The organism is Nocardia sp. NPDC003693 (assembly GCF_053981095.1).
The window spans coordinates 147,258-164,614 of the sequence record NZ_JBSFNO010000011.1 but is presented as its reverse complement, the minus strand read 5'-3'; the positions used below and the strand labels follow the sequence as shown (position 1 = coordinate 164,614).

At 69.4% G+C, this 17,357-nt stretch carries 11 protein-coding genes and 1 riboswitch; of the genes, 7 read left to right on the top strand and 4 right to left on the bottom strand.

The features are described from left to right. The first annotated feature begins 111 nt into the window (after nucleotides 1-111). From ACWDOP_RS15220 to ACWDOP_RS15205, 4 genes are all read left to right on the top strand, one after another. On the top strand, nucleotides 112-1,368 hold the full coding sequence (locus ACWDOP_RS15220) for a family 1 glycosylhydrolase (protein ID WP_456345607.1): 1,257 nt from the start codon (nucleotides 112-114) through the stop codon (nucleotides 1,366-1,368). A gap of 62 nt (nucleotides 1,369-1,430) precedes the next feature. Next, nucleotides 1,431-1,589, top strand: a riboswitch (cobalamin riboswitch). 34 nt (nucleotides 1,590-1,623) lie between these two features. Further along, nucleotides 1,624-3,222 (top strand): ABC transporter substrate-binding protein, encoded by a 1,599-nt coding sequence (locus ACWDOP_RS15215; RefSeq protein WP_456345574.1) that lies wholly within the window; start codon nucleotides 1,624-1,626, stop codon nucleotides 3,220-3,222. A gap of 10 nt (nucleotides 3,223-3,232) precedes the next feature. Beyond that, the gene (locus tag ACWDOP_RS15210) at nucleotides 3,233-4,207 is read left to right on the top strand and encodes an ABC transporter permease (protein ID WP_456345573.1); all 975 of its coding nucleotides are present in this window, start codon (nucleotides 3,233-3,235) and stop codon (nucleotides 4,205-4,207) included. Beyond that, entirely contained in the window at nucleotides 4,204-6,678 is a 2,475-nt protein-coding gene (locus ACWDOP_RS15205; RefSeq protein ID WP_456345572.1) for an ABC transporter ATP-binding protein/permease, read from the top strand. The genes ACWDOP_RS15210 and ACWDOP_RS15205 overlap by 4 nt, the downstream gene beginning before the upstream one ends. Here ACWDOP_RS15205 and ACWDOP_RS15200 read toward each other — a convergent pair. Continuing rightward, nucleotides 6,668-7,264, bottom strand: coding sequence for a TetR/AcrR family transcriptional regulator (locus ACWDOP_RS15200; RefSeq protein WP_456345571.1), 597 nt, complete (start codon nucleotides 7,262-7,264; stop codon nucleotides 6,668-6,670). The two genes, ACWDOP_RS15205 and ACWDOP_RS15200, sit on opposite strands and share 11 nt — an antisense overlap. A gap of 54 nt (nucleotides 7,265-7,318) precedes the next feature. On the opposite strand from ACWDOP_RS15200, the gene ACWDOP_RS15195 reads away from it, so the two are divergent. Further along, nucleotides 7,319-8,287: an SMP-30/gluconolactonase/LRE family protein gene (locus ACWDOP_RS15195; protein ID WP_456345570.1), complete on the top strand. Its 969-nt coding sequence runs from the start codon at nucleotides 7,319-7,321 to the stop codon at nucleotides 8,285-8,287. A 253-nt stretch (nucleotides 8,288-8,540) separates the two neighbouring features. Here ACWDOP_RS15195 and ACWDOP_RS15190 read toward each other — a convergent pair whose 3' ends face one another. After that, entirely contained in the window at nucleotides 8,541-10,082 is a 1,542-nt protein-coding gene (locus tag ACWDOP_RS15190) for an ATP-binding protein (RefSeq protein WP_456345569.1), read from the bottom strand. Then, on the bottom strand, nucleotides 10,075-10,752 hold the full coding sequence (locus tag ACWDOP_RS15185) for a response regulator transcription factor (RefSeq protein WP_454203347.1): 678 nt from the start codon (nucleotides 10,750-10,752) through the stop codon (nucleotides 10,075-10,077). The genes ACWDOP_RS15190 and ACWDOP_RS15185 overlap by 8 nt, the downstream gene beginning before the upstream one ends. A 115-nt stretch (nucleotides 10,753-10,867) precedes the next feature. On the opposite strand from ACWDOP_RS15185, the gene ACWDOP_RS15180 reads away from it, so the two are divergent. Beyond that, nucleotides 10,868-11,023: a hypothetical protein gene (locus ACWDOP_RS15180; RefSeq protein WP_456345568.1), complete on the top strand. Its 156-nt coding sequence runs from the start codon at nucleotides 10,868-10,870 to the stop codon at nucleotides 11,021-11,023. A gap of 379 nt (nucleotides 11,024-11,402) precedes the next feature. Beyond that, entirely contained in the window at nucleotides 11,403-16,250 is a 4,848-nt protein-coding gene (locus tag ACWDOP_RS15175; protein WP_456345567.1) for an NAD-glutamate dehydrogenase, read from the top strand. A gap of 23 nt (nucleotides 16,251-16,273) precedes the next feature. Here ACWDOP_RS15175 and ACWDOP_RS15170 read toward each other — a convergent pair whose 3' ends face one another. Further along, complete coding sequence (locus ACWDOP_RS15170; protein WP_456345566.1) at nucleotides 16,274-17,311, bottom strand: SPFH domain-containing protein; 1,038 nt, start codon at nucleotides 17,309-17,311, stop codon at nucleotides 16,274-16,276. Nucleotides 17,312-17,357: the final 46 nt, after the last annotated feature.

Here is a 17,357-nt window from a genome sequence, read left to right as displayed (position 1 = left end):
CCGGATGCATCGGTGTATCGGTAGAGCTCGGTGGACCGGAGGATCGAAGTGCGGCAGCGGTGGTCGAAACTGTGTACGGCGGGGGTGGCCGCGGCCTTCTCGATCGCGACGATGACCGTGGTGGGCGCCGGGCCGGCGGGTGCGGATGTGCCGGGGCTCGGCGACGACTTCGAGTTCGGTGTCGCGCAGTCCGGATTCCAGTCCGAGGGCTACAGCCCCGACAGCAACTGGCTGCGGTACGGGGATCAGGGCCGGGTGCGCGAGCCCATCGGCAACTCGGTCGACTTCTTCCACAACTACGCGGCCGACATCGAGCGGGCGCGGAGTCTGGGGGTGGGGATCTATCGCACCTCGGTCGAGTGGTCGCGCGTGGAAACCGTTCCGGGGAGCGATGATCCGGCGGGGTGGGCGTTCTACGACGCGGTCATCGCGCGGATCGTGGGCTCCGGCATGCGGCCGATGATCACCCTGAACCACTGGGTCCATCCCGGATGGGAGGTGGATCGCGGCGGCTGGAATCGACCCGAGATGTCCTCGGAACTGGTCGATTTCGCGCGGCGGGTGGTCGATCGCTACGCGTGGGCGCGCCCGCTGTGGATCACCTTCAACGAGCCGACCGAATACGTCCGGCGCGAGCTCATGTACGGCGGTCTGCGCCCGGAGAACGCGGGCGCGATGGTGTCCGGCATCGTCGCCGCGCACCGGGACATCTACCGCCACATCCACTCCGTACAGCCGGACGCGCAGGTCTCCTCCAACCTGGCGTACATCCCGATCCCGGGCGTGCAGTCGTGGCTGGAGCAGCTGTTCCCGGAACAGATGCGCGAGAGCCTGGACTTCATCGGCGTGGATCACTACTACTCCACCTCGGTCACCGACCTGTCCGCCGCGTACGGCGCGACCGGGGAGTTCTGGAAGAGCACCCAGGCCCCGGAGAGCATCTACTACGTGCTCCGCCACATCGCGGCGCGGTTCCCCGGCAAGCCCATTCGCGTGATCGAGAACGGTCTGGCCACCGGCCCGGACGGCGGTCGCGACGACGGCTACACCCGCGGCGATCATCTGCGCGACACCGTCTACTGGCTGCAGCGCGCCAAAGCGGACGGCGTCGACGTGGTCTCCTACAACTACTGGAGCCTCACCGACAACTACGAATGGGGCGACTATTCCGCCCGCTTCGGCCTGTACACCGTTGACGCCCAGCACGATCCGAGCCTGACCCGCCATCCCACCGACGGTGTCGCCGCCTACCGCGACATCACCGCGCGCGGCGGAGTCCCGAGCGATTACAAGCCCACGCGGTACCCGGTGACCTGCTCGCTCGTCGCGGTTCCGGACAGCTGCGCGGCGCCCGCCGTGGTCGAATAGCCGCGCCCGGCGGCGCGACCGAGCCGCTGCCGCCCGTCCGGCGGGCGTCCCCCGCGCGCCCGGTCCGTCCCGTAGGGTCGGTACCCGGCGTAGGGAACACCGGTGTGAATCCGGGGCTGTCCCGCAACTGTCACCGGGGAGCAATCCGCCGAAATATGGTCACGACCTGCCCAGGTTGGAAGGCCGGCGGGGTGTGTCGATCCGGGAGCCAGGATACCTGCGCCCGCGGTATCGGGATCACACCAACGAGGATTGATGAACAACTACACACCGCGACGGCCGGATGTCGGCCGCCGCACATTCCTGCTCGGCAGCGCGGGCGCGCTCGGGGCCGTCCTGCTCGGCACGTCGGGCGTTCTCGCGGGCTGCGGCTCGGACACCGGTGCACGCACCGCGGCCTCGGGCCCGCCCCGGCCGGGCGGCCGCCTGCGGACGGTGATCGCCGGGCGCTCGGCGAGCGCGGACGTGCTCGATCCGCATCAGGCCGGGAGTTCGGCCGGCGGCGCGGTGTCCAAGAACGTCTGGGACAAGCTCGTCGCCTACAACAACGACCTGACGCTGCGCTACCGGCTGGCGGAGTCGGTCGTGCCGAATGCCGATGGCAGCCAATGGCGCATCACGCTGCGGCCGGGCGTGCTGTTCAGCGACGGCTCCCCGCTGACCGCGCGCGATGTGCTGTGGAGCTTCCAGCGCATGCTCGACCCGGCCCGGAACTCCTCGGGCGATCTCTCCGCGGTCGACATGTCGCGCACCCGCGCCGAGAGCGATCTCGTGGTGACGGTGCAGATGAAAACGCCGCTGGCGGACTTCGGTTCGGTGCTCGCGGGCTGGTACTGCTACATCGTCAAGGACGGCACCGGCGTCATCGACGGGTCGGTGCTGCCGGTGGGCACCGGGCCGTTCGCGCTGGTCAAGTGGTCTCCGGGCGACCGGACCCTGTTGCGGCGCAACGAGAAGTACTGGGACGGGCAGGTTTTCCTGGACGAGGTGGAGATCATCCAGATCGCCGAGACCGAGGCCCGGGTGAACGCCTTCCTGTCCGGGGAAGCCGATGTGGTGCACGAGATCTCGTATCTGCAGGCGCGAAACCTGTCCGGGGACAGCGACATCACGGTGGTCACCCCGCCGGCCGGTCTCATGGGCGCGTTCCAGATGCGCGTGGACACCGCGCCGTTCGACGACGTGCGGGTGCGCCAGGCCATGCGGCTGGCGGTGGACCGGCAGGCCATGGTGGATTCGGTGTACTACGGCTACGCCGAACTCGGCAACGACATCTACGGTAGGGGCGCGCCCTTCTACGACGCCGATCTGCCCCAGCGCGCCTACGATCCGCGGAAGGCGCGCGAGCTGCTGCGGGCGGCGGGCAAGGAGAATCTCACCGTCACCCTGCCCACCGCCGACGGCTTCCCCGGCATGCTGGAATCCGCGACGCTGTTCGCCGAGCAGGCCAAGGCCGCGGGCATCACGATAAAGCTCGAATCGGTGCCGGCGGACACCTACTTCTCCCAGGTCAGCGGCAAGGCCGCGCTGTCGCACATCGGCTGGTGGAACTACAGTCTCGACTACTTCTACGGCCAGACCATGACCAGTGATTCGCCGAGCAACGGCACCGGCTGGAAGCGGCCCGGCTGGGATGCCAAGTTCGCGCAGGCGCGCGCGGCCATGGATCCGGCGCGCCGGGCCACGCTGTATCGCGAACTGCAGCGCGAACTCTGGGACGAGGGCGGGTACATCCTGCACAGTTTCGCCAAGCGGCCCGACGCGGCCCGCGTGCACGTGGGCGGGGTGCGCGACGGTGTGCCGGGCACCGACGACTGGGCGAACTACGCGACCACCTGGCTGGCCGAGCAATGATTCGCCGGTCGTGATCGGCTATGCCGCCCGGCGGGCCGGCGGCGGGATCGTCGTGCTGTTCGTCGTGGCGCTGCTGGTCTTCGGGTTGTTCGAGACACTGGACTCGGACGCGGCGACGGTCGTCGCCTCGCGCACCGGCGGCGGTGATCCCACCCCGGAGCGCTTGGCCGCCCTGCGTGCGCACATGGGGCTGGACCGGCCCGCGCCGGTGCGGTTCGCCGAGTGGGTCGCCGGGTTCGTGCGCGGCGATTTCGGCGACTCGCTGATCTCCGGCCGACCGGTGGCCGAGGTGCTGCTGGGCCGGGTCGGCAACAGCGTGGCGCTCGCGGCGCTCACCGCGGCCCTGCTGATTCCGATCGCGCTCGGGCTCGGCCTGCTGGCGGGTGCGCGCCCGGGTACCCGTACCGATCGGGTGATCAGTGTCGGGTCGCTGGCGGTGGAATCCATGCCCTCCTTCGTGTTCGGCGTGCTGCTGGTGGCCACGGTGTCGCTCTCGCTGCGGCTGTTGCCCGCGGTGTCGCTGGTGCCGACCGGGGCGAGCGTGTGGAGCCGGCCGGAGATTCTGGTGCTGCCGGTGACCTGCCTGCTGCTGGGGCTGCTGCCGCATCCGGTGCGGATGGTGCGCGCGCAGACCACCGAGGTCATGGCGAGCCCGTACGTACGGACGTTGCGGCTCAACGGAATCGGCGGGGCGCGGCTCATGCTGCGGCACGTGGCGCCCAACGCGCTGTCGGCCTCCCTGCATCCGCTGGCGGGGTCGGTGGTCGGGTTGATCGGCGGTGTCGCGGTGGTTGAGACGCTCTTCGCGTTTCCCGGGCTCTCGCAGGAGTTGTTGCGCGCCATCGAGGCTCGCGACTTCCCGTTCGTACAGTCGGCGGCCGTGCTGCTGGCGGCGGTGGGGATCGGGGTGTATCTGCTGGCGGATCTGTGCACGCTGCTGGTGAGCCCGCGGGCGCGGCACGCGGTGCTGGGGGAGCGGGTATGAGGGGTCGATCTCGTTCGCTGTGGCTGCCGGTATTGGCGGCGCTGCTGCTGCTCGTCGTGCTGGGGCCCGTGCTCGCGCCGCACTCCCCGACCGTGTCGGCCGGGCGGCCGTTCCAATCGCCTTCGGCGGAGCATCTTTTCGGGACCGACGTGGTCGGTCGCGACGTGTTCTCGCGCGTCCTGCACGGTGGGCTGCCGTTGCTCGCGATCGCGCTGCCCGCGCTCGCGGTGGCCTACGCGCTCGGTGTCGGGCTCGGGCTGCTCGCGGGATTGCGCCGGGGCTGGGATCGCTGGATCACCCGGCCCACCGACGCGATCATCGTGCTCCCGTGGTTCCTGCTGATCGCCGTGATCGCCACGGCCGTGGGCGCGGGGCCGATCGCGATCGCGCTGACCGCGGCGCTGGCGTCGGTGCCGTGGATCATCCGGATCGTGCGCACGCGGGTGCTGGAACTCGCGTCGTCGGGATACGTGGAGTCCGCGCGCGCCCGGGGCGAACCGCTGTGGCGGCTCGCCGTGGTCGAGGTGCTGCCCAATCTCCGCGCGGTGTTGTTCGCCGACGCGGGCGTGCGGATGTCGGCGACCATTTCGCTGGTCGCGGTGAGCGGCTTCCTCGGTTTGGGCATGCGCCCGCCGTCCTCGGACTGGGCGCTGATGATCACCGAGAATCGGCCGGGGTTCTCGGTGCAGCCGTGGTCGGTGCTCGCCCCGGCGCTCGCGATCATGGTGCTGGTGGTTTCGGTCAACATGGTGACCGACCGGGCCAACGACGCCGTCGCGCCGCCGAGCGTGCCGCCCCGGCCGGTCGACGCGCCCACCGGCACGGGCCTGTCGGTGGCCGGGCTCACCGTTCGCGACGCGAGTGGAACGCCTGTGCTGGAAGACATCTCGCTGGAGGTGCCCGCGGGAGCTGGCCTGGCGGTGATCGGTCCCTCCGGTGCGGGCAAGACGACCTTCGCCCTGGCAGCGCTCGGCGCGCTACCCGCCGGGATGACGGCCTCGGGCACGGTCGGCCTGGATCGCCGGCCGGGCCGCCGCTCGGTCGGCTACGTGCCCCAGGATCCGGCCACCGGTCTCGATCCGGCCCTGCGGATCGGCGCGGCCCTGCGCGAAATGGCAGGACTGCACGGTGCTTCCGCGGACCACGCCGCGATCGCCGAGGCGCTGCGCGGCGTCGGCCTGCCCGGCGATCGCGCCTTCGCCCGCCGCTACCCGCACCAGCTCTCCGGCGGTCAGCAGCAACGTGTCCTGCTCGCCCAGGCCCTGCTCGGCAGTCCGGCGCTACTGGTCCTGGACGAACCGACCACCGGCCTGGACGCCCACGCCCGCGGCCTGCTGCTGGAGACCCTGACCCGGGTCCGGCGCACCACCGCGATCACCCTGCTGGTGATCACCCACGACCTGGAATCCGTTGCGCCGCTGGTGGATCAGGTGCTGGAACTCGACGCCGGCCGGGTCGCTTCCCTGACCCCGGCCCGGGTTCCGGGGTCCGCGCCGACAGCCCCCGGCAACCTCGTGCCCGACGAACCGAACCTGCCCGCCGAGTCGATTCTGCCTACGTGCTCGAACGCGCGGGAGCCGGACGCGGAGCGAGTAGTGACTGCGTCGCTGGACGGGCTGGATGAACCGGCGCAGGGTATTGCGGGACCCACGCCGGTGGGACCGAATGTCGCAGTCGGTCAGCACTTTTCGCCGAGACCCGGGCGGGAGTCGGTCGTCGAACCGTCCTCCGGGAGAGGATCACCGGTGGATGCCGGGCGGCTGGTGAAGTCGACACAACGGCGGGCCTCGGAGTCGGCGGGCATGCCGGTGTTGAGCGTGCGGGACCTGACCGTCGCGCACCGGGGGCGGGGCGCCCCGGTCGTCGAGGGGGTGTCGTTCGTGGTGGGGGCGGGGGAGTGTCTCGCCGTCACCGGGAGGTCGGGGGCCGGAAAGACCACGCTGGCACGGGCGTTGGCGGGTCTGCACGTGCCGGTGCGGGGCGAGATCGAGGTGGGCGGTGCGATCCTGCCGGCCGGCGTCGATCAGCGCACCCGCGAGCAGCGGCGCGCTATCCAGCTGGTCTTCCAGAACCCGGCCACCTCGCTCAACCCCTCCTATCGCATAGGCGCCCAGATCGATCGCCCGTCCCGCCTGCTGCACGGGAGCACCGCCCACGCCGCCCGCACCCGCACCCTCGGCTACCTCGCCGAGGTCGACCTCGCCCCGCCGCTGGTGGATCGCCGTCCCGCCCACCTCTCCGGCGGTCAACAGCAGCGCGCGGCGATCGCGCGGGCTCTCGCGGCCGAGCCCCGGGTGCTCATCTGCGACGAGATCACCGCGTCCCTGGACCCCCGCACGCGTGCGCGCGTCGTGGACCTCCTGGACGAATTGCGCCGCGCCGGAACGGCACTCATCCTGATCAGCCATCAAACCGAAGTGGTCGACCGCCTCGCCGACCAGGTGCTCGTACTGGGACGAGTTACGGAGTGAGGGCGCGGCAGGCGAGTTCCACGAGCTCGTGGGCGGCGGGGCGATCCATGGGTTGGCCGGCGACCAGCCAGCGGTAGACCAGGGGGCCGAAGAGCAGGTCGCGGACCAGATCGGGGGAGAGGTCGGGGCGGAGGGCGCCGGCGCGCTGGGCGCGTTCTATCAGGGTGTGGACGGCCAGGGCGCGGGGCTCCAGATAGGAGGCGAACAGTTGTGATGCCAGGTCGGGATCGTGGCGGGCCTCGGCGTGCAGGACGAAAGCGATGGGGGCGTAGGCGCTTTCGGTGAACGCGGTGATGAAGTCGGTGGCCACCGACTTCAGGTCGGCGAGGGGGTCACCGGTGTCGGGGGCCGGCAGTGGCGGGAGGCCCGCGGCGAGGGCGTGGGCCACGAGGGCGGCTTTGCCGGGCCAGCGCCGGTAGATCGTCGGGCGGGTGACGCCCGCGGCTTTCGCGACGGCCTCCAGCGAGAGGGCGGAGTACCCCTGGGCGGCCAGGATGTTCAGGGTCGCCCGCACGATGTCGTGATCGATATCGGGCCGGCGGGGGCGGCCGCGCGCGGGCGGATCGAGGGGGTCTTGACCTGGCACCCCGTCATGCTACTTAATTTACGGACCGTATCGTAAATGAGAAGGGGTGGGCGCGTGCGCCGATCGACTATGCGCGGCAACCGAACCAGGGGTGGACTGCCGATCGCGGCGGTGCTGGCGCTGGCCGCGATCACGACCGGCACGGCGTCCGCCGTTCCCGGCGCTGCGGAGGTGACCGACGCGCCGCGCTGCGCCCCGGCCGTGGAGATCGGCGTGCAGCGCGCGAGCGTCCCGGTGCTGGACTGGGCGGAGAACCTCGGCTACGACGCGGCCGGGAACCTCTGGGTCGCACGGATTCTGCGCGGGGAGGTGCAGCGGTACGACGCCGCCGGTCGGCTGACCGCGACCGTCGCGGTGCCCGCGCCCGGCGCGGTGCGGCTCGGACCGGACGGCTGGATGTACGTGGCCTCGGGCGTACTGCCGTGGAACCTGCTCACCTCCACCCTGAACGGGACCGTCGTGCGCTTCGACCCCGGCGCGGAATCGCCCGTGGCACAGCCGTACGCGACCGGACTCGGGATGCCGAACGGCCTCGATTTCGACGCCGACGGCAACCTGTACGTCGCGGACAGCAGGCTCGGCGTGCTGCGCCTGCTCCCGGGCGGCGGGTTCGACGCCGCCTGGAACGCGCTCGCCCCCAAGAACTTCGACCTCGCCAAGAACGTCAACGGCATGACCCTCAACGGCGCCGCGATCCGGGGCTCGGACCTGTACGTCACCGTCACCTCCAGCCCGACCGCCCGTGTCCTGCGCATCCCCCTGCACGCCCCGGACCGCCCCGAGGTCGCCGCCGATCTCCTGTTCGCCGGCACCGCCCTCCCCGATGATCTACTCGCCGTGGACGATTCCCTCTACGTGGCGACGACGGTCGGCCAGGTCGTCCGCCTCGATCCCCGCACCGGCGCGACCTGCACGGTCGTATCCGGCCGGCCCGCGACCGCGCTCGCGTCCGACCCGGCCGACCCGCACCGGCTGGTCCTGGCCACCGAGTCCGGGGACCTGCTCCGCCTCGACACGCGGTAGCCCACGACGCGAACCCGTCAGCTCCCGTGTCCCGGTCGGCGGCGGGCATACCGATCCCCGGGACAGCCGCGTTCCGGCTCGATACGCGTCAGCCCGCAAAGCGCCCCGTCAGCTCCCGTGCGCCCGGTGATGACGGCGTCGCGGTCGGCGGTATCCACCAAGGCCCGCCGCCCGTCGATCGTGCAGCAGCCGATTGCGTGCCCGCCGAACTCAGGCCCGCAACCTCATGCATGCGGACCAGGTGGCCGCCCGCCTAGGTGTTAGCCGCGCGTAGCCCCGCACCGGATTTCCCATGTTGTCGCGGCACCCCGGGCTGCTCCGCTCCCGACCTGCCCGGTCGCGACGTCCGCTGGCGCGGCGCGTCAGCCGCATCGGCCGCCGGGAACCGGGCGACGAATCGCGCACCCCCGCACTCGGATTCGCTCACCTCGATCGACCCGCCGTGCCGGGCGATGACGTCCCCCGCGATCGCCAGCCCGAGCCCGGTCCCGCCGTGATCGCGGCTACGGGCGTTGTCCAGGCGCACGAACCGTTCGAAGATGCGCCTGCGGTCGCCCTCGGGCACGCCCGGCCCGTCGTCGGCCACGACCACCTCCACGGTGTGCCCGGTGCGGACCGTGACGTGGACGGCGCTCGCGGCATGCCGCTGCGCGTTGTCGAGCAGGTTGTCCAGCACGCGCCCGAGCTGGATCCGGCTGCCCAGCACGATCGCCGGCGCGTTCGGCAGGTCGACGCAGATCGGGTAGGGATCGGCGATGCGGCGCAGCAGCGTCTCGTGCGCCAGCGCGATCACGTCCACCCGGTCGGGCCGGGGCTGCTCACCGGCGTCGAGCCGGGCCAGCAGCAGCAGATCGGTGGCGAGTTGCCCGAGCCGCACGGTGTCGGCGAGCAGACCGTCCAGATCCAGCAGGTTCGGATGCGCCTGGGAGATCTCGAGGTGCGTGCGCAAACTGGCTATGGGACTGCGCAACTCGTGCGCCGCGTCGGCGATGAACTGCCGCTGCTGCCGCGCGGATTCCTCCAGCGCCGCCAGGGTCGCGTTGGTGGTGACCGCCAGCCGGGCGATCTCGTCACGGGACGAGGGTTCCGGCACGCGCCGCGACAGGTCCCCGCCCATGATCTCGGCGAGCTCGGCCCGGATCGACTCCACCGGCCGCAGCGCGCGGCGCGTCACCGACCAGGTCACCGTGGCCACCAGGGCGAGCAACGGCAGCAGCCCGATGAGCATGGCGTCGCGGACCTCGAGCACGGCCTCGTCCGCGGTGGCGAGGGACGCGGCCGAGTAGATCGTCACCGCTCGCCCGTCCGGTCCGGTGACCGCGATGGCCGCCACCCGGAAGTCGTAGCTGCCCGTATCCTCTTCGGCCACGGGCAGTTTCATGTCCCGGAAGCTCGCACCCGTCATCGCGCCGGGTTCGAGTTCGCCGTCCTCCCACAGATCGTCCGCGTCCGCGTTCGCGTCCTCGACCGCAATCGCGGGGGCGAAACTCGCGAAGGGCGGCAGCCCCAGCAGTTCCTCGTCGGCCGCGAGCACCGTACCGTCGGCCGAGACCACCTGCACCGGTTGATCATTCGGGTCGGGCAGTTTCAGCTCGGACAGCGCTGCCCCCGTGGTGATCTGGGCGGCGACCTCCCGCGCGGTCATCTCCGCGTGCAGGCTCGCGCTGTCGACCAGGTTGTGCCGCAACACCAGCAGCACCGCCGCCCCGGCCACGATCATGGCGGCCGCGACCACCATGGTCGCCACCGAGGTGGTGCGCGCGCGAACCGAGCCGAACCAGCGCGGTTCAGTCATGACCCGACGTCAGCCGATAGCCTGCCCCGCGCACGGTGGTGATCGACCGGCACTGGAACGGCGCGTCGATCTTGCGCCGCAGCGCGCTGATGTAGACCTCGACGATATTGGCGTCGCCGTCGTACTCGTTGTGCCAAACATGGTCCAGGATCTCGTTTTTGGACACCACCTGCCCCGCCCGCGCCGCCAGGTACTCCAGGACCGCGAACTCCTTCACCGTCAACGGCAGTTCCTGGATGCCGCGCCGGCAACCGTGCGTGTTCGGATCGACGACCAGATCCCCGACCTGCAGCACGGTGGCGCGTTCGCGCCCGCCCCGGCGCAGCAGCGCCCGGACCCGGGCCAGCAGCACCACGTACGAGAACGGCTTGCGCAGATAGTCGTCCGCGCCGGTGTCCAGGCCCTCGGCCTCGTCGTACTCGCCGTCCTTGGCTGTCAGCATCAGCACCGGGGTGGGGATGCCCGCGGTGCGCAGTGCCGAGCACACGCGGTAGCCGTTCATGCCCGGCAGCATGATGTCCAGGATGATCAGGTCGTAGTCCCCGGCGCGCGCTCTGTGTAGTCCGTCGATGCCGTCGTAGGCGACCTCCGCCGCCAGCCCCTCCGCGGTCAGTCCTTTGGCCAGCACGTCGGCCAACCGCTTCTCGTCCTCCACGATCAGCAGGCGCATGGCCTCAAGCCTGGCAGATCCTTCCTGAAGAACCCTTCAGGTGTCATCGCCCCTCGTGTCGGCCCCGGGCTGTCAAGGTGGGCGGCGAACGAGTCCACGTCCCGAGGAGGCCGTCATGACATCGATCGTCCGCCGCACCATCGCTCGCCTGCGTTCCCCGCTCGTCCTCGCCGCCATCATCGGGTTCCTGGTGATCGGTGGCACGGTGCTCACCGTTGCCGCGCTGAGCCTGCACGGCACGACCGGCCTGACCACCTCGAGCGAGGACTGACGCCCGAGTCTCCCGCCGCCGGGCGTGCCGACATTCGTGGTCGGACCGCGCTCCCGGCGGGAGATCGGCGGAATCGCTTCTCAGCCGTGGGAAGTCGGCTGCCGGCCGCTGGCGCCGGCCTTGATACCGTCGATCGGTCGCGAGCGGCGCTCGGCCCCTCATCACTGTTCTCCGACGACATCACCCTCGAGGCACTCAGCCCAAGAACCCAAGAAACGGGCGGTGCGCTGCCGGTACCCGTGTCCGGTCACTCGGCACGTTTCGGTCGCGACGGCAACCGGCATTTGATACAGTGCATAATGTACCGTTAAATAACGGCACGTTATATATGTAACTGGGTCTCGTGAAGTGCGACTCAGGTCTCGGGAAGGTGCGGTCGATGGTGGTAATCACCCAGCAGAACGTCTCGCTGCGCAAGCGCGGAGTCGACCCAGCGGACCTGGAGGCGGTCTACTTTCACTGGATGGGTGTGGGATCCGCGACCTCGTTTGCCGCGGACCGGGCGCGGCGCACCCTGCGGCTACATCGCGAACTGGCGGCCGAACGGCGACCGGGTTCGGCGACGGCGCTGGTGTACCCGCATGGTCATCACAGCGGACTCGGTCCCGCGATCCAGATAGTCAACGATGACATGCCCCTGCTGGTCGACTCCGTGTCATCGATGCTGCGGCGTCTCGGCGCGCCGGTCTCCGAGATCGTGCACCCCGTATTCGATGTGCTGCGCGACAATCACGGGCGATTGCGCGCGATCGCCGCCGCGAATCCCGAGCCGCCCACCGTCGAGAGCCACACGATTGCCGAATCGTGGATCCATGTGCAGTTGGCCGATGAAGTCGGTGACGACATTCTGGAGGTCATCGAGCGATCACTGCCGCCGCTGCTTGCAGCGATCCGGCGGATCTCCGTCGACGCCACGATCATGACGTCGATCATGAGAACCGCCGCGAGCGACCTGGAGACCGAATCCGCCGGCGCCGGCGGGGATACGGCGGACTTCGCCCACCTGCTGCGCTGGCTGGTGAACGGCGGCTTCACCCCACTCGGCTACTGCTATCTGCCAGGAGACGACCAGATCTCGACGCCGGAGCCGCGGGACGGGCTCGGCCTGTTGCACGGTCAGCTCGGCGCGGATCTCGATGTGCCCCACCCGACGCGGGAACGACAGGTGGTGCGGGTTCTCAATGGGTCGCTGGATTCGGTGCTGCCGGGCGCACCCGGGGCCTATTTCGTGAGTGTCACCGATTTCGGCGGTGCTACGACCACACTCGAAGGTGCGGTGGGGCAGCCCCGCGGGGACCACGTCTTTCTGGGCACGCTGACCGTGACCGGGCAGCACGAGAGCATTCTCGACATTCCCGTCATCGCACACCGAGTACGTCAGGTGATCGACTGGGCCGGATTCGCCCCGGATTCGTACTCCGCCCGGGCGTTGCTCGAGATGCTGCAGACCTTTCCGCGCGCGGAGCTGTTCGCCACCGATGCCCGCCGCCTGTTCGACACGGTGTCCGCTGTCATGGACCTGGGTCTCAAACGCCAGGTGCGGTTGTTCCTGCGTCCCGACACTCACAACGGGGCGCTGTACTGCCTGGTGTGCTTGCCGCGTGACCGATACACCACCGAGGCGCGTCGGCGGATGCAGGAAATCCTGCGTAGCGAGTTTCACGGTGAGCAGATCTCCTATTCTGCCCGGGTCACCGAATCCGATATCGCGGTGCTGCACTTCACGGTTCACCGCGGTCCGGACGCACCGGCCGTCGCGGTGACCGATTCGCTGCGGGAGCGTGTGCAGGAATCGTTGTTCACGGTCACCCGCACCTGGGGCGACCTGCTCGTGGCCGAAGCGGCCACGCAATCGGAAGTGTCCGCCGAGACCGCACGCGAGTACGCCGCGGTGTATCCGGCCGGATACCAGCAGGAGCACACCCCGGCTCAGGCGCTGGCGGACCTGGTGCGGCTGGAGCGCCTCGGCGAGGGAGCGGTCGAAGCGAACCTGTATCGGAACCCGACCGCGCCCGAACGGGAATGGCGCTTCATGCTCTACAGCCGCGGCGAAGGAGTGTCGCTGAGCCGAATGTTGCCCATTCTGCACAGTCTCGGCGTGGAGGTGGTCGACGAGCGACCCTATCGGCTGGAACTTCCCGATGGTTCGACCCGCTGGATATACGATTTCGGGCTGCGGATGGCCGGCGCCGCGGCTCCGGTCGTCCCGGGGCGGGCTTCCGACAACAGCATTCGCCTGCGTTTCGCGGGTGCGGTGCTGGCCATGTGGTCCGGCCGCGCGGAGATCGACGGTCTCAACGAACTGGTGGTGCGGGCCGGATTGCACTGGCGGCAGATCTCGGTGCTTCGCGCCTACGCGAAATATCTGCGGCAGACCGGATTCGGGTACACCTTCGACACCATCACCCGGGTGCTGCTCGGTCACCCCGGTACCGCACGCGCCTACATCGATTTGTTCGAGGCGTTCTTCTACGACGCTCCGGGGCGAGCGGTCGATCCGAGTGTGATCGAGGATCGGTTGCAAGCCACCATCGACGCGGAGATGAGCCTGGACGCCGACCGAATCCTGCGGGCGTTCTTGGGGCTGATCACCGCGACACTCCGCACCAACTACTACGTGCTGGACGAGCAGGGGCGCCCACGAGACCACCTGTCCTTCAAGCTCGATCCCCATCGAATCGCCGAATTGCCCAAGCCGCGGCCACAGTTCGAGATCTTCGTGTATTCGCCGCGGGTGGAGGGTGTGCACCTGCGCTTCGGTCCGGTGGCGCGGGGCGGATTGCGGTGGTCGGATCGGTTGGAGGATTTCCGCACCGAGATATTGGGATTGGTCAAAGCGCAGGCGGTGAAGAACGCGGTGATCGTTCCCGTGGGGGCCAAGGGCGGTTTCGTCGTGAAGCGGCCGCCGGTCTCGACCGCGGATCCGGCTGCCGATCGACAAGCGTTGCAGAACGAGGGAGTGGCCTGCTACCGGACGTTCATCGCGGGATTGCTCGATATCACCGACAATGTCGATCGCAGTACCGGTGAAGTGATTCCGCCCCAGCGTGTGCGTCGGCGCGACGGTGACGACACGTACCTCGTGGTGGCCGCGGACAAAGGTACCGCTACGTTCTCAGACGTCGCCAATGATGTTGCCGCGCAATATGGTTTCTGGCTGGGTAACGCCTTCGCCTCGGGTGGTTCGGTCGGCTACGACCACAAGGTGATGGGCATCACCGCTCGTGGGGCGTGGGAGAGTGTGAAGCGGCATTTCGCCGAGATGGATATCGACACGCAGACAACCGATTTCACGGTCGTGGGCGTCGGCGACATGAGCGGCGATGTCTTCGGCAACGGGATGCTGCTGTCGCGGCACATTCGATTGGTCGCGGCCTTCGATCACCGGCATATTTTTCTGGACCCGAATCCGGACGCGGCGACCTCCTACGTCGAGCGTGAGCGACTGTTCGCCCTGCCCCGTTCGTCCTGGGCCGACTACGACCGGTCGCTGATCAGCGCGGGCGGTGGTGTCTTCGACCGGACCGTCAAGTCGGTACCGATCAGCGCCGAGATCGGATCGGCGCTCGGGCTGGCGCCCGGAGTCCGGGCGATGTCGCCACCCGAACTCATGCGTTCGATCCTGAAGGCGCCCGCGCAGCTGTTGTGGAACGGCGGCATCGGCACCTACGTCAAGGCGGAATCCGAGACCCATGCCGACGTCGGCGACAAGTCCAACGACGCTGTTCGCGTCAGCGCGACCGAATTGCGCGTCAATGTGATCGGTGAGGGCGGCAATCTGGGGGTTACGCCGCTGGGCCGCATCGAGTTCTGTCTCGCGGGCGGCAAGATGAACACCGACGCCCTGGACAATTCCGCGGGTGTGGACTGCTCCGACCACGAGGTCAACATCAAGATCTTGCTCGACGGCGTGGTGGCCGATGGCGAGTTGTCCGCAGGCGGGCGCGACCGACTGCTGGCCTCGATGACCGGTGAAGTCGGGGAACTCGTCCTGCGGAACAACGTTTCACAGAATGCCAGGCTCGGTATCTCCCGCGCACACGCCGCCTCCATGGCGGCGGTTCATCGGCGGATGCTGTCCGATCTGGAGGATCGTCACGGGCTCGACCGCGTGCTCGAAGCGCTGCCGTCCGATGCGGAGATGAAGCGGCGGATCGCGGCGGGCTCCGGCTTGACCTCGCCGGAGTTGGCGACCCTGCTCGCCCATGTGAAGCTGTCGCTGAAGCACGATCTGCTCGCCGGTGACGTGTTGGACGGGCCCGCCTTCACCGCCCTGCTGCCGGACTACTTCCCTGCGCCGCTGCGCGATCGTTTCGGTCCCGCGCTGCAACGGCATCCGCTGCGCCGGCAGATCATCGCCACCACGGTGGTGAATCGAATGGTGGACTACGGCGGGACCAGTTACGTGTTCCGGCTCGTGGAGGAAATGGGTGTCACCGTCGAGGACGCGGTGCGCGCGTTCACCGTCGTCACCAAGACCTTCGGTCTGTTCGAGCTGTGGGACCGCATTCGCGCGACCCCGATGCCGACTCGGGTCCGCGATGAACTGGAACTGGAGACCAAACGCACCCTCGACCGCGCTTCGCGCTGGTTCCTGGTCAATCGGCCCCAGCCCATCGCCGTCGGCGCCGAGATCGCCCGGTACCGGGATCGGATGCGCGCGTTGCGGGCACTGGTGCCCGCATGGCAGCCCGGGGATATCGCGGATGACCTCGTCGCTCGCTCGCAGCGGGCCATCGCCGCGGGCGCGCCCGCCGACCTGGCCGAGGAGGTATGCCTGCTGATCCACCGGTTCTCCCTCCTCGATGTCATCGATGTCGCCGACCTCGCCCAGCGCGCGCAGAGCGAGGTGGTCGCGCTGTATTTCGCGCTCGATCAGCACTTCGGAATCCAGCGCCTGCTCGATGCCGTGGGCGGACTCGACCGCGGCGATCGGTGGCGCACCCTGGCGCGCTTGGCCGTTCGCGACGACCTCTACGACTCGTTGCGTGTGCTGACGCTGGACGTGCTCAACACCACCGGGGTCGAGGACGATCCGGTCTCCAAGATCAGCTACTGGGAGTCGATCAATCGAGCTCGTGTCGCTCGGGCACGCTCCGCGCTGAGCGCGGTGTTTCGCGAGGAAGCGCTGGATATCGCCACGCTGTCGGTCGCCGCGCGCCAGGTGCGCGGCATGGTGAACGGCGGTGAACTCGGGTCGCCGGCGACCGGGCCGAGCCGGATCTAGCGCGTGGCGGCGGCGCACCCCGCTCAGATCGCGCGGGCGCCGCACTCGCCGCAGAACCGCGCTCTGCCGGGCAGACTCGCACCGCAGGCCGAACAGTCGCGGGTGGGTGCCGCACCGAGGGCTGCCCCGCAATCGACACAGAACAGCGCGGCGTCGGCATGGATGGCGCCGCACCCGGGGCAGTGCGAACCCCTGGCTCGAGTCCATGGCGACGGAGACGCGGTTCTCGAATACTGCTGCAAGGCATCGATACCCACTGCGGTTCCCCAGACGCCGCCATCCGCGCCGCCGCGGGCCAGGCCACGCCCGGCTCCCAGCGCCAACTCGCCCAGGGCGTACCGCTGAAAGTCGCCGGTCATCCGTGTATAGGTGGTGTCCTTGGCGAGCTGCTTCAGCCGCGCGGCGTCTTCGGGCGAGGGCGACACGTCGAAGTCTCCCAATCGGGAAACGCGCAGCCCGTGCTCGTACAGGCTGATGTTGGTCGCGCGCAGTACCGCCGCCTCTACCTCCGGCAGATGTGCGGCGAGACCGAGCACCGGCCACTCGCCCCGGGAAACACCCTGTGCGACCGCGATCTTCATGGACTTGAGCAGCAGGTCGCCGCACCAGCGCGGGGTCCTCTCCGCGTCGACGGGGTCGGCGGTGCCGCTCAGCGTGGTCACCAGAACGGCCGGATCACGCACCGCCAGCGCGTACTCGCCGAAAGCGCGCAGCGTCAGTATCTGACCGCTGGCCGGATCGACGATATCGGTGAGTCTGCCGCCGAATTTCATGCCGGGAATCTCCTTGGCGGAGACGAAATAGAGTTCGGCGCGGTAGAAGTTGCCTCCGGTAAGCGTATCGATCAACGCGCCGATGCCGGGCAGTTCTTCCGCATCGATGCGATGCCGTCCCGGGCCCAGTACCGCGATCACCCGGCCGGAGCGCACGAACAGCGCGGTTTCGTCGGCTGCGACGATCGCCCTCGAGAAGCGGCGGATGTTGCTGTCCGGCCATTTGTAGACCAGCCGGTTCTTGCGGTCCTCCGGAACCGCGATGAACTCCCTGTCGAACCATGCCACGCGCAGACCTCCGTGCATCCGCTGTCTGTTGGATGAATCGCGATCC